This is a genomic window from Pseudovibrio exalbescens (assembly GCF_028737195.1).
Classification (GTDB): Bacteria; Pseudomonadota; Alphaproteobacteria; order Rhizobiales; family Stappiaceae; genus Pseudovibrio; species Pseudovibrio zosterae.
The window spans coordinates 366,320-378,992 of sequence record NZ_JAQZAJ010000003.1 but is presented as its reverse complement, the minus strand read 5'-3'; the positions used below and the strand labels follow the sequence as shown (position 1 = coordinate 378,992).

General features: G+C 57.3%; 10 protein-coding genes and 1 pseudogene. 6 read left to right on the top strand and 5 right to left on the bottom strand.

Features of this window, described 5'->3' with window-relative positions; translation table 11 throughout:
• The first annotated feature begins 102 nt into the window (after positions 1-102).
• The 3 genes from PUV47_RS11085 to PUV47_RS11075 all read left to right on the top strand — a co-directional run bounded on the left by PUV47_RS11085 (position 103) and on the right by PUV47_RS11075 (position 3,357).
• Positions 103-690 carry an HdeD family acid-resistance protein gene (locus PUV47_RS11085; RefSeq protein ID WP_274218626.1) on the top strand — a complete coding sequence of 196 codons (588 nt, stop codon included), beginning with the start codon at positions 103-105 and terminating at the stop codon, positions 688-690.
• 313 nt (positions 691-1,003) lie between these two features.
• Entirely contained in the window at positions 1,004-2,221 is a 1,218-nt protein-coding gene (locus PUV47_RS11080; protein ID WP_274218625.1) for an NADP-dependent isocitrate dehydrogenase, read from the top strand.
• 161 nt (positions 2,222-2,382) lie between these two features.
• Entirely contained in the window at positions 2,383-3,357 is a 975-nt protein-coding gene (locus PUV47_RS11075; protein ID WP_274218624.1) for a glycerophosphodiester phosphodiesterase family protein, read from the top strand.
• Between the two features lie 16 nt (positions 3,358-3,373).
• Here PUV47_RS11075 and PUV47_RS19895 read toward each other — a convergent pair whose 3' ends face one another.
• The 4 genes and pseudogenes from PUV47_RS19895 to recA all read right to left on the bottom strand — a co-directional run bounded on the left by PUV47_RS19895 (position 3,374) and on the right by recA (position 8,774).
• Positions 3,374-3,757, bottom strand: a complete 384-nt coding sequence (locus PUV47_RS19895) for a cyclic nucleotide-binding domain-containing protein (protein WP_425313763.1) — start codon at positions 3,755-3,757, stop codon at positions 3,374-3,376.
• Positions 3,758-3,868: 111 nt separating this feature from the next.
• Positions 3,869-4,423: pseudogene (locus tag PUV47_RS19890) on the bottom strand (ion transporter); the annotation flags it as partial.
• A 241-nt stretch (positions 4,424-4,664) separates the two neighbouring features.
• The gene (gene alaS / locus PUV47_RS11065) at positions 4,665-7,322 is read right to left on the bottom strand and encodes an alanine--tRNA ligase (RefSeq protein ID WP_274218622.1); all 2,658 of its coding nucleotides are present in this window, start codon (positions 7,320-7,322) and stop codon (positions 4,665-4,667) included.
• A gap of 384 nt (positions 7,323-7,706) precedes the next feature.
• A complete protein-coding gene (gene recA / locus PUV47_RS11060; protein ID WP_274218621.1) occupies positions 7,707-8,774 on the bottom strand; it encodes a recombinase RecA in 1,068 nt (355 codons plus the stop codon).
• A 262-nt stretch (positions 8,775-9,036) separates the two neighbouring features.
• Here recA and PUV47_RS11055 point away from each other — a divergent pair, with 262 nt between their 5' ends.
• The 3 genes from PUV47_RS11055 to PUV47_RS11045 all read left to right on the top strand — a co-directional run bounded on the left by PUV47_RS11055 (position 9,037) and on the right by PUV47_RS11045 (position 11,643).
• Positions 9,037-9,957: a carbohydrate kinase family protein gene (locus tag PUV47_RS11055; RefSeq protein WP_274218620.1), complete on the top strand. Its 921-nt coding sequence runs from the start codon at positions 9,037-9,039 to the stop codon at positions 9,955-9,957.
• A 33-nt stretch (positions 9,958-9,990) separates the two neighbouring features.
• On the top strand, positions 9,991-10,917 hold the full coding sequence (locus PUV47_RS11050; protein ID WP_274218619.1) for a pseudouridine-5'-phosphate glycosidase: 927 nt from the start codon (positions 9,991-9,993) through the stop codon (positions 10,915-10,917).
• 255 nt (positions 10,918-11,172) lie between these two features.
• Positions 11,173-11,643, top strand: coding sequence for a hypothetical protein (locus PUV47_RS11045; protein WP_274218618.1), 471 nt, complete (start codon positions 11,173-11,175; stop codon positions 11,641-11,643).
• 87 nt (positions 11,644-11,730) lie between these two features.
• On the opposite strand, the gene PUV47_RS11040 is transcribed toward PUV47_RS11045, so the two are convergent.
• Positions 11,731-12,618, bottom strand: a complete 888-nt coding sequence (locus tag PUV47_RS11040; protein ID WP_274218617.1) for an ORF6N domain-containing protein — start codon at positions 12,616-12,618, stop codon at positions 11,731-11,733.
• Between the last annotated feature and the right edge of the window lie 55 nt (positions 12,619-12,673).

The following is a 12,673-nucleotide window of genomic DNA, read 5'->3' as shown; positions in this document are numbered from 1 at the left end:
TAGGGTAAGCTTCCGATATCGCCCGGAGGCATCGCCGCTGGCGGTGTTCCTTGTGCGGCGGGAAGGATGCAAGCCGCAACAACCTTTTAGGAGGGAAATGCAATGACCCAACAAGCAAGCGGTCCAATGATCACCTCCAGCATGACGCAGATGGTGGTCGACAAGTGGGGTCGTTTTCTGGCTCTAGGTGTACTTCTGGTAATCGGCGGCATGGTTGTCATTGCCATGCCACTGGCATCATCCATCGCCGTGGCTTTGGTAATCGCAGCGGTGCTTGTGATTGGCGGTGCCATTCAGATTTGGCACGCCTTCTCCGTGAAAGAGTGGAGCGGCTTCCTGTGGCAGCTCATTACCGGCGTGATTGCCATTATCGGTGGCGCGGCCGTTTATTATAATCCGGCGTTCGGCACAGCTGCCCTCACCCTCGTTCTTGCAGCGGTTTTCATCATTCAGGGCATCTCTCAAATCATGTTTTCCCTGAAACTGAAGCCGCACGATGGCTGGGGCTGGATCCTGACCGCGGGTGTCATCTCATTGCTCGCCGGTCTGTGCATCTTCTTTGAGTTCCCGCTTTCCGCGGCATGGGCCCTTGGCCTGATCGTGGGCATCTCCATTATCTTCAATGGCTGGAGCTACATTGCCATTGCGCTGACCGCACGGGCGATTTCCAACGCCCAAGGCGCGACCTGAAACGCATGACGCATGCAATCTAGAAACAGAATCGGGCAGTTCACGAAGAATTGCCCGATGACCCGTTTTTGGCATTACCAAGGGTCAGTTGATCCACTTACACCTCAAAATTGCGCATTTTCGTAGGATTAGAGCAGTTTTCCGGCGGTGTTAGCGCCTGAGAGCGCTATTCCGTGTTTTCCCATAGTGCTATACACGACCTGTCCAAACTATGGATTTCGAGCTGGCATCAGATTGCGCACACGTGTATACACGGAGCGAATTCGGGCTCAGGCCAATCCATTACAGTTCAAAAACACGAGGTCAAACCACCATGGCGAAGATCAAAGTTGCCAATCCGGTCGTCGAACTCGACGGCGACGAGATGACCCGCATCATCTGGCAGTTCATCAAAGACAAGCTGATCCATCCGTATCTCGACATCGATCTGAAGTACTATGACCTCGGCATTGAGGCCCGCGATGCGACCGATGACCAGATTACCGTCGATGCGGCGAACGCCATCAAGGAATACGGCGTTGGCGTGAAGTGCGCCACCATCACACCAGATGAAGCCCGCGTTGAAGAGTTTGGCTTGAAGCGCATGTACCGCTCGCCAAACGGCACCATCCGTAACATCCTGGGTGGCGTGATCTTCCGTGAGCCAATCATCATGAACAACGTGCCGCGTCTGGTTCCAGGCTGGACACAGCCAATCATCGTTGGCCGTCACGCATTCGGTGACCAGTACCGCGCGACTGACTTCAAATTCCCGGGCAAAGGCAAGCTGACCGTCAAGTTCGTGGGCGAAGACGGCACCGAGATCGAACACGAAGTTTTCGATGCGCCATCCTCCGGCGTTGCCATGGCAATGTACAACCTGGATGACTCCATCCGCGACTTTGCCCGCGCCTCCATGAACTACGCCCTGAACCGCAAGGTGCCATGCTACCTGTCTACCAAGAACACCATCCTGAAAGCCTATGACGGCCGCTTCAAGGACCTGTTCCAGGAAGTTTATGAAGCTGAGTTCAAGGAAAAGTTCGAAGCAGAAAAGATCTGGTACGAGCACCGCCTGATCGACGACATGGTTGCTGCAGCCATGAAGTGGTCCGGTGGCTACGTCTGGGCCTGTAAGAACTACGATGGCGACGTGCAGTCCGACACCGTTGCACAGGGCTTCGGCTCTCTGGGCCTGATGACCTCCGTTCTGATGACACCGGACGGCAAGACCGTGGAAGCGGAAGCGGCGCACGGCACCGTGACCCGCCACTACCGTCAGCACCAGAAGGGTGAAGAAACCTCCACCAACTCCATCGCTTCCATCTTTGCGTGGACCCGTGGTCTGGCGCACCGCGCAAAGCTCGACGACAACGCCGAGCTGAAGGACTTCGCTGAAACGCTGGAGCGCGTCTGCATCGAGACCGTTGAAAGCGGCCACATGACCAAGGACCTGGCGCTGCTGGTTGGCCCGGATCAGAAGTGGCTGACCACAACTGGCTTCCTGGACAAGGTGGACGAGAACCTTCAGAAGGCCATGGCTGCGAAGTAAGCCTTCAGGGTTCAAGAGAAAATCAGGGCGCTCCGAAACGGGCGCCCTTTTTTGTTGGTAGACTGCAACCGCCATGCAATCACCACAGACCGACCCCATTCCTACCAAAAACTGCAGCAATCAACGGCCACCACTTATGAGTTTAGAAGCGGAGAACGGTCATGCTGCGATGGGGCCTTGCAGCGTTTGGGGGACTTGCTGCAACACTGTACCTCACAAACGCATCGTGGATTGCAGATCTCGGCAGCACGGCCGAGGCGCAACTGATCGCCCACCGCGGTGTTCACCTGACCTATCACAGAGAAAATCTGGCGAACGACACCTGCACGGCAACGCGCATTGACCCGCCCACGCACAGCTATCTGGAAAACACCATCGCCTCCATGAAGAAGGCGGTGGAACTGGGCGCGGATGTGGTGGAGATTGACATTCACCCCACCACCGACGGCAAGCTGGCCGTGTTCCATGACTGGACTTCGGAGTGCAGGAGTAATGGCAGCGGCGAAACCCGCAGCAAATCGATGAGCGATCTCAAGGCACTCGATATCGGTTGGGGCTACACCGCAGATGGAGGCCAGAGCTTCCCGTTTCGCGGTACAGGCATTGGCTTGATGCCGGAACTTACGGAAGTATTCGACGCCCTGCCCGAGGCCAGATTCCTGATCAACTACAAATCCAAACAGGCACTGGAAGCCGAACGTTTTGTGGCGTTTCTTCAACAACAGCCAGAGCGGCTGGATCAAGTCTGGGGTGTTTATGGTCACCCTGTGCCAGTGAACTATACTCTGGCACGCGTGCCAAACCTTCACAGCTTCACAAAGCAGCAGACCAAGCAGTGCTTGAAGAACTATTTCCTGTTCGGTTGGTCAGGATATGTACCAAGCCAGTGCCGGGAAACGGTGATTGGCGTACCCAGCGACTACACATGGATGGTGTGGGGCTGGCCGCACCGGTTTGCCGCCCGCCTGAAGGCCCAAGGGTCCACGGTGATTGCCATGGGCCCGGTGGGTGACACGCAGGCAAGCGACGGTCTGGACAGCGAGGACACCTACCGCCCCCTTCAGAACTTTGAGGGCTACATCTGGACCAACAAGATTGAAGTGATCGGCCCGATTGCACAAACGGACAGGCCCTGAGAGGGGCCAAGGGATCTCATGCGTCTGGACCCGCCGCAGGCATGCCCGACTTGGTTGCCTCAAATGCCCGGTGGGCGACCTTGGTGGCAAGCTCCGGCGTACGGCGCATGAGATCCCGAAGATCTTCAAGACGCAGCACCAGAAACTGAGAGGGCTCCGTTGCGTAGACCGAGGCTGTGCGCTCAGCATCACCATGAGGCACCATCTCGCCGAAATACTGCCCCTGCTCCAGACGCGTTTGCCCATCTGGCGTGATGGCAACGACAGCACCGGAGGTGATGAGGTAAAGCGCATCTGCGCGCTCCCCGCGCCGAACAATCTCCTCATTGTCGACGGCGCTCTGTGATTTGAGCAGGTGCGCCACCTCCTTGATCTCGATGGCCGACAGGTCCTCAAACATGGGCACTTCTGCCACCATGGACCAGCTGACGACAAAATCGCGGGAGTTGATTTCACGCACGAAGGCCGTGCCGATGATGCCCACCGGCAACGCAAACAGGCAATACCCGGTAAGCATCACAATGGACGCCACCACCTTTCCCGCCCAGGTGATCGGCACCACATCGCCATAACCAACGGTGGTGAGGGTAGCAAACGCCCACCACATGGCATCTGGAATGGTGCCCAGCTTTTCCGGTTGGGCCTGGTGCTCCACCAGGTACATGGTGGTAGCGGCGATGAGGATGGTGCCAAAAATGATCACCAGACTGGCCATGATCGCCTTGCGCTCGGTAACCACCGCCGAGGCCAACGACCGCATGGCCGGTGAGTAACGGGCGATCTTCATGAAGCGCAACAAGCGCAGGATTACAAAGGCTTTCCATGTGACATAGTCGGTTAAGACCGCAAGGATGAACGGCAGAACTGCCAGCAGATCGATAATGGCCAGCGGCTGAATGGCATATTGCAGGCGCGCACGCCACGGCTGATAGCGGCGCAGCGGCGGATGCAGATCCGCGACCCAGAGGCGCAGCACGTATTCGACAAGAAAGATGAGACCCGCGCCCATATCCAGCGCAATAAGCAACGTTGGCCAGCCTTTGCCGAACCACGGCTCGGTCTCCATGACGGCAAGGCCAACGTTCAAGAGGATCAACGCCACAATGAACTTGTTGAGGTGCTTGGCAACGGGATGTGTCGTGGCACCTTTTTCAAGGATATCGTAGACGTCTTTTTTCAGCTGACGGGCCATCAACCGACCTTCCGTAAAGAGAATTGATTTTCGGCTTATAGCCAAAAAGGCTTTCAAAAACAAAAAAGGGAGGGGTGCGGCCCCTCCCTTCTCAACTGCCTAAGCGGTGGAGCCGCTATGCATTTTTCAATGCAGTCTCAATCGCTTCAACTGCAGCATCGGCCTTGGAGCCGTCTGGGCCGCCAGCTTGAGCCATGTCCGGACGGCCACCGCCGCCACGTCCACCCAGAGCCTCGGAGCCAATGCGCACCAGATCCACAGCAGACAACTTGTCAGTGAGATCGCTGGTGACGCCCACAACGATTGCGGCCTTGCCGTCCTCAGCCACGTTGATGATGGTCACAACACCAGAGCCCAAAGAGGTCTTGCCCTCGTCGGCCACGGACTTCAGGTCCTTCGGGTTCATGCCTTCCACAACGCGGGCCATCAACTTGAAGCTGCCAGCTTCACGCACACCGTTGTCGCCGCCAGCACCGCCACCCATGGCAAGCTTCTTCTTGGCTTCGGCCAGTTCGCGCTCCAGCTTCTTGCGCTCATCCAGCAACGCTTCAATGCGGGCCGGTACGTCGGCCGGGCTGGTTTTCAAAAGACCAGCGGACTGACGCATCAAGGCATCCTGCTGGGCAAGATACTTGCGTGCTTCCGTTCCTGTAAGCGCTTCAATACGGCGAACGCCCGCTGCCACGGCCCCTTCGGTCACCAAGGTCACAAGACCAATGTCACCGGTACGGGTGACGTGCGTACCACCGCACAGTTCCAAGGAGTAAGTCTTGCCAGCGTTGTCGCCTTCGGTTGCGAGCCCCATGGACACCACACGCACTTCGTCGCCGTACTTCTCACCGAACAGAGCCATGGCACCGGCCTCAATGGCCTCGTCCACTTCCATCAGGCGGGTTTCGACTGGCGTGTTCTGCAGAACGATCTCGTTGGCAAGGCGCTCGATGGTCACCAGTTCCTCATCCGCAACGGGCTTGGGATGGGAGAAGTCAAAACGCAGGCGTTCTGGCGTAACCAGAGAGCCCTTCTGGGCAACGTGATCGCCCAGAACTTCGCGCAGAGCTTCATGAACAAGGTGCGTTGCGGAGTGATTGGAGCGGATCGCCGTGCGGCGCGCATGGTCAACTTCCAGCTCCAGTGCGTCGCCAGCCTTGACCGCACCTTCCGTCACTTCGACGTGGTGGATGAACAGGCCATCGGCTTTCTTCTGGGTGTCGGTAACCGTGGCCTTGAAGCCTTCGCCAATCATGACGCCAGTATCACCGACCTGACCACCAGACTCGCCGTAGAACGGGGTTTGGTTCAAGACCACAATGCCGGTTTCACCAGCCTTCAGGCTGGCAACCTCTTCCCCATCCTTGACGAACGCCGTGGCAACACCTTCTGCCTTTTCGGTTTCATAGCCAAGGAACTCGGTCGCACCGAGCTTTTCCTTCAAGGTGAACCAAACCGCGTCCGTGGCCGCTTCACCGGACCCGGACCACGCGGCGCGCGCTTCAGCACGCTGGCGTTCCATGGCCTGATCAAAGCCGTCGGTATCCACGGAGATGTTACGGTTGCGCAGCGCATCCTGTGTCAGATCCAGCGGGAAGCCGTAGGTGTCATAGAGTTTGAAGGCGGTCTCGCCATCAAGCTGCTCGCCCTCAGCCAAGGAGGAGGTGGCGTCGTCCAGAAGGCCAAGGCCGCGCTCCAGAGTCTTGATGAAACGCTTTTCTTCAAGCTGCAAGGTTTCGGTGATGAGGCTTTCGGCACGCACCAGCTCAGGATAGGCCTGACCCATTTCGCGCACCAAGGTTGGCACCATCTTGAAGATGAGCGGATCGCGCGCACCGAGCAGGTTTGCATGGCGCATGGCGCGGCGCATGATGCGGCGCAGAACATACCCGCGGCCTTCGTTTGAAGGCAACACACCATCCGCAATCAGGAATGCAGTAGAACGCAGGTGGTCAGCAATCACGCGGTGGCTGGCCTGACGCTCGCCCTCCGCCTGAACACCGGTAAGGTTTTCAGAAGCGCCAATGAGCGCGCGGAACAGGTCGATGTCGTAGTTGTCGTGAACGCCTTGCAGAACAGCTGCAATACGCTCCAGACCCATGCCGGTGTCAATGGAGGGACGCGGCAGGTCGATGCGTTCTGAGGCCAGCTGTTCATACTGCATGAACACAAGGTTCCAGATCTCGATGAAACGATCGCCGTCTTCCTCAGGAGAACCTGGAGGGCCGCCCCAGATATGATCGCCATGATCATAGAAGATTTCGGAGCATGGGCCGCACGGACCGGTGTCACCCATGGCCCAGAAATTGTCTGAAGTGGCAATGCGGATGATCTTGTCCTCGGACAGACCGCCGATCTTCTTCCAAAGGTCGAATGCCTCCTGATCTTCGGAATAGACCGTAACCAGAAGTCGATCCTTCGGCAGGCCAAAATCCTTGGTGATCAATGTCCACGCATGCTCAATGGCCTGTTCCTTGAAGTAGTCCCCAAAGGAGAAGTTGCCGAGCATTTCAAAGAAGGTGTGATGGCGTGCGGTGTAGCCAACGTTGTCCAGATCATTATGCTTGCCGCCGGCGCGAACGCACTTCTGTGAGGACGTGGCGCGCACGTAGTCGCGCTTTTCAAGCCCCGTGAAAACGTTCTTGAACGGAACCATACCCGCGTTCACAAACATGAGAGTTGGGTCGTTGCGCGGAACAAGCGGGCTCGACTGCACAACCTCATGGCCATTCTTTTTGAAGTAGTCGAGGAAAGCCGACCGAATTTCGTTCACACCACTCATGAATTAGATGTCCGTCTCTTCTCACAGCTGCGGAACCAAAACGCAGGCCCGCCCTTGAATTGCATTAGTAGGAGCCGCAGTTGCTGCAACAACTGCTTATGGCTTTGTTGCGGTTTTATCTACACACAGCGCAACTGTCCATGCAATAAGCCCTTTGCATCCGGTTCTCCCGCCAAGAAACAGCCGAAATTAAGCGGTTTTAGCAAGGCACCTGCCGCACCTGCACCGTTTGTCTAAGGGCTATTGCTGCATTTTGCCCGGACCACCAGAAAGCCGCCGGGGATTCGCAACAGCCGCGACTTCAAAACAACAAAGCCGGCGACCTGCGGGCCACCGGCTTTGGGTAATACATGCATGAGTGGCGAGAAAGCGCCGTTGGCCGACTTACTCGTCGTCGCCCTTGCCCATATCAGGATCGTCAATCGCTTCGGCAATAAGGCCGGCATTCTGACGGACCGCCAACTCGATCTCCTGAGCAACCTCAGGATTCTCCTTGAGGAAGGTCTTGGAGTTCTCTCGGCCCTGCCCCAGACGCTGGCTGTTGTAGGAGAACCATGCGCCGGACTTTTCGACGATGCCGCCCTTCACACCAAGGTCGAGAAGCTCACCGGTCTTGGAGATGCCCTCGCCATAAATGATGTCGAACTCAACCTGCTTGAATGGAGGGGCAAGCTTGTTCTTCACCACCTTCACGCGGGTCTGGTTGCCAACGATCTCATCGCGGTCCTTGATGGCGCCAATGCGACGAATATCCAAACGCACGGAGGCGTAGAACTTGAGCGCGTTACCGCCCGTCGTGGTTTCCGGGGAACCGAACATCACACCGATCTTCATGCGGATCTGGTTGATGAAGATCACCATGCAGTTGGAGCGGGAGATCGAGGCCGTCAGCTTGCGCAGCGCCTGACTCATCAAACGCGCCTGAAGGCCCGGCAGGCTGTCACCCATCTCGCCTTCAAGTTCCGCCTTCGGTGTCAACGCTGCAACGGAGTCGATCACAAGCACGTCGATCGCCCCGGAGCGCACCAAAGTATCTGCAATTTCAAGCGCTTGCTCGCCTGCATCTGGCTGAGAGATGAGAAGATCATCAATGTTTACGCCCAGCTTGCGGGCATAGATCGGGTCCAGCGCGTGCTCGGCATCCACGAAGGCGCAAATGCCGCCCTGCTTCTGGGCCTCGGCAACAGTGTGCAACGCAAGAGTGGTCTTACCTGAAGATTCCGGTCCGTAAACTTCAACAATGCGGCCCTTGGGAAGGCCGCCAATGCCCAGTGCAATATCCAGGCTAAGGGAACCGGTAGAGACGGCCTGCACCTCAACAGCCTGGCCCTGCCCCATGCGCATAATGGAACCTTTACCGAAGGCCCGCTCAATTTGTGACAGCGCTGCATCGAGCGCCTTATTCTTATCCATCTGTGTGCCCTCGACAAGGCGGAGTGAAGTTTGTGACATGCGTACCCGTTCCTTATTTCATGACGGACCGACAGATTCAAAAGGTATGATTGGTGTACTCATTTTGTTCTCATTACGCAAGTCCTCATAACCCGCTGATCTCCAATGGAATATCAGGGATCCGTTCTTCAAGTGTTCTTCTTTGGATAACGCTGAGCAGGCAAAAAAGAAGCCTTTGGACATAGGAATCACACCAGTTGTCACGGCCTCTGGACACTGTTACGACCTTGATAATCAACATAATACGATGGTCACTAATACCATGTCCCAACCGACGAAGCTCGCAGTGATCGGCGCCATTCATGTGGACCGTATTGCTCATGCCGGACGCCCGATTCTCCCGGACACGTCCACTCCCGGAGAAATCTCTGGAAAACCCGGCGGAGTTGCTGCGAACATCGCACGCGCTCTCGCCCGGCTTGACTGCAACCCCGCTCTGATCGGCTGTGTGGGCAATGACCCCGACGGCCTGTGGGTGCGCAAACACCTGTCCGCCACTGGCATTGACGTGAGCACTGTAAAGGTGCTGGACGGCCAGCGCACAGGGTCCTACCTCGCGCTGCACCAGCCGGATGGAAGCCTTCATGCCGCCATTTCCGACAGCGAGATCACGCAGCTGATCCCAAAGCCGGTCGCGGGAAGCCTGACCCCAGCCCTTGAACAGGCAGGCATCTGGCTGGCCGAGACCAACATGGAAACCGAAATGCTGGAGGCAATTGCCGCCGCTAAGGGCGACCGCATTCTGGCGGTCGATACCGTCTCCAGTGCCAAGGCAACCCGGCTTCTGCCCATCCTCGACAAGCTCGACATCCTGTTCACCAACAGGCTTGAGGCGTCGTCCCTTCTGGGCATGGACGCGGATGCTCCGGCCGTGGACATGGCGCAAGCCCTGACGGCCAAAGGGTGCAAGACCATTGCCATTACAGATGGCAGCCGCCCGCTGATCTTGTCCGTGGACGGCAAGGAACGCGTGATTACTCCCCTCCCAGCAGAGCCCAAAGACGTGACTGGAGCCGGTGATGCCTTCATCGCGGGTTTCTTGAGCGCCTACAGTCAGGGCCTTGCTGCCGAACAAGCGGCCTACAGTGGTCTGGCTGCTTCCGCCATCACAGTCGAAGCCACAGGGGCCGCGCCGGACAGCCTGAGCCTCTCAGCCATCGCACAACGTCTTCAAAGTCACTGAGCCGAACAGCTCCTATAAAAAGGTAATGAGGAAATGACCAAGAACACAAAGATCCAGATTCATCACAGCGATGAAGTGGCACAGGCGCTGGCTGAGGGAAAGCCGGTTGTTGCTCTGGAATCAACGATCATCACGCACGGCATGCCTTACCCGCAAAACATTGAAACAGCACGCGAAGTTGAAGCGATCATCCGCGAAAACGGCGCTGTTCCAGCCACCATCGCGGTCCTCAAGGGCGAGCTGCATGTTGGTCTTTCCGACGAGAAGCTGGAAGAGCTGGCAAACGCAAAGGATGTGATGAAAGCTTCCCGCGCTGACCTGTGCACCGGCATTGCCATGGGCCGCAACGCTTCCACCACCGTTGCAGCAACCATGATGGCCGCCCACGCAGCGGGCATCCGCGTGTTCGCAACCGGCGGCGTTGGCGGCGTTCACTTCGGCGCGGAAACAAACTTCGACATCTCCGCAGACCTTGAAGAACTGGCACGCACGCCTGTACTGGTGGTCTCAGCCTTCGCAAAGGCTCTGCTCGACCTGCCAAAGACCCTTGAAGTGCTGGAAACCAAAGGCGTGGCCGTGATCGGTTACGGCTGTGACAAGATGCCAGCATTCTGGTCCTCCACCAGCGATCTGGACACCCCTTACCGCCTCGACACCCCGGAAGACATCGCCAAGGTTCTTCTTACCCGTGAAGCGTTCGGCACCCACGGTGGTGAACTGGTCGCCAACCCTGTTCCTGTTGAAGACGAGATCCCAGCTGAAGAGATCAACAAGTTCATCAAGCTGGCTCTGGCAGACGCTGAAAAGCAGGGCATCAAGGGCAAGGCAGTGACGCCGTTCATGCTGCAGCACCTGTTCGAACAGACCGACGGCCGCAGCTTGGCAACCAACATCGCGCTGGTGAAGAACAACGCGCGTCTGGCTTCCAAGATCGCAGTTGAATACGCAGCAAAGGCATAACGCCTCATGCATTCCGGTCACAGCGGCGCGCGCTGCTGTGACCCTTCCCTCCGCCCCCGCGCTGGACCTTCCCTTCCCCTGAAGGCTCTCCTAAGAATTTGACCCCGGTATTGCCGATGGGTATATGATCGGGACATGAGAGCGTTTCCGCAGATTCCACAGCGGCTTCTGACGGGGATGATTCCGACACATTTCAGCATGATGCTCTGGTGTTGCTCTGAACTCTTTGCACCAGAAACCTACGGGACCAACACAATGCGGATCGTTGCTTTAGTTGCGCTTACGCTGGCGCTTGCGGCTTGTCAGTCAGGCGCCCCACGAGGCAGCAACCAGCCAATTCTTCGTGCCGAGCCCGGCACCCAGTCCGTTGCCGTAAAGGCATCACCGGAGCAGGTTCGCCAGACACTGAAGACCAGCGCTGCCCAGAAAGGCACACTGGTGGTGCAGGATGACCCGAACATGGTGATCATTGAAAACGTGATGCGTCAGGCCAATCCGGTTCTGGACCAGGAGTTCGGACCATCTGACAACGGCGATCGCGTAATCCGCGTGCGCGTGCGTTTCTCCGGCAGCCAGTGCAACACACTTGTGGTGCAGGACGTGGCGCTGCTGAACAACGCCCACACTGGACTGGAGCAATCCTACAAGCTGCCGGGTGACAACAACACCATGCAGAGCCTGATCGGCCTGAAACAGAACGCGGAAGCCACCTCACAGTGCATCTAGGCACTCAGCTTCCATGAAGAAACAAAAACACCCGCCAAGGTTCGACCTTCGCGGGTGTTTTCGTATCTGGTGCGGAACAAGGCCAACTCAGCCCTTTGGCTTTTCCAGTATCTTCTCTGTGGCATCGGTGAGCGCGAGCGCGCTGTAGTCGCCGACCATCTGCACGACCGCATTGGGTTCCAGCTTGTCGTGAAGGTCCATGAGATCCTTGATGATGGCGATCTTCTGCTTCATGTTCTCAAGCGCCTGGCTTTCACGCGACAGCGCAGCACCACTCAGATGCGCGGCGCGCCGTTCCCGCAAGTCCTGAACCTTTTCCAGCAGCAGAAGTGTCTCCGCCTCGATCTTGTCGTTGCTGACGCGCTTGGACTTGAGCCACTCATGATAGTGTTTGCGAATGCCATCTGCCACCTGACCCAATTCATCCTTCACGGTGATCTTGTTCTGGCTGTCCACCTTGGTTTCCAGAAGGTCATTGATTGCAGAAAACAACTGGGTGCGGATCTTCTCGATCCGCTCTTGAAGCTCGGAACTGGGCTTGAGACGTGATGGCTTGGAAATTTCCAACTGGTCCTTGCCCGCATAGACCTGCCGCAGGACCTCGGTGAAGACATCGATGAAAACGTCAGCCGCTTCAATGGCCTTTGGACTGTCCATGATGGTGGAGAGGCGAATGGCCCCTTTCTGACTGACAACCCACGGCAAGGCGCGGCTGCCGCCCCGACCCGGTTTTGAGATCACCCCCAGTGATCTCAAGGCGTCCAGCTCCTCCGGCGAGACCTCAAAGGCATAGGCCTCCGGGAATTTCTCGAGGTTATTCTTGATGTTCTGAGTGATCTGCCGAGTTTCAACCTCGAACACCCGCGCCACATGGGCCGCGAGCATCACATGCTGACCGCGCAGCTTGAACACCCGCGGTCCGTCAAGAAGCTCTTCGTCCAACTCCGGGGTTTCCTGAGTAATTTCCGTGCTCATACATTCCCCCCTCGTTTGAGATCATTCCCAGTGATGTCAAAACACCCTGCCCTGA

Excerpts from the sequence above, each read along its gene's own strand:
- PUV47_RS11085 (WP_274218626.1), top strand. The coding sequence starts at position 103 with ATGACCCAACAAGCAAGCGGTCCAATGATCACCTCCAGCATGACGCAG.
- PUV47_RS11080 (WP_274218625.1), top strand. The coding sequence starts at position 1,004 with ATGGCGAAGATCAAAGTTGCCAATCCGGTCGTCGAACTCGACGGCGAC.
- PUV47_RS11075 (WP_274218624.1), top strand. The coding sequence starts at position 2,383 with ATGCTGCGATGGGGCCTTGCAGCGTTTGGGGGACTTGCTGCAACACTG.
- PUV47_RS19895 (WP_425313763.1), bottom strand. The coding sequence starts at position 3,757 with ATGTTTGAGGACCTGTCGGCCATCGAGATCAAGGAGGTGGCGCACCTG.
- alaS (WP_274218622.1), bottom strand. The coding sequence starts at position 7,322 with ATGAGTGGTGTGAACGAAATTCGGTCGGCTTTCCTCGACTACTTCAAA.
- recA (WP_274218621.1), bottom strand. The coding sequence starts at position 8,774 with ATGTCACAAACTTCACTCCGCCTTGTCGAGGGCACACAGATGGATAAG.
- PUV47_RS11055 (WP_274218620.1), top strand. The coding sequence starts at position 9,037 with ATGTCCCAACCGACGAAGCTCGCAGTGATCGGCGCCATTCATGTGGAC.
- PUV47_RS11050 (WP_274218619.1), top strand. The coding sequence starts at position 9,991 with ATGACCAAGAACACAAAGATCCAGATTCATCACAGCGATGAAGTGGCA.
- PUV47_RS11045 (WP_274218618.1), top strand. The coding sequence starts at position 11,173 with ATGCGGATCGTTGCTTTAGTTGCGCTTACGCTGGCGCTTGCGGCTTGT.
- PUV47_RS11040 (WP_274218617.1), bottom strand. The coding sequence starts at position 12,618 with ATGAGCACGGAAATTACTCAGGAAACCCCGGAGTTGGACGAAGAGCTT.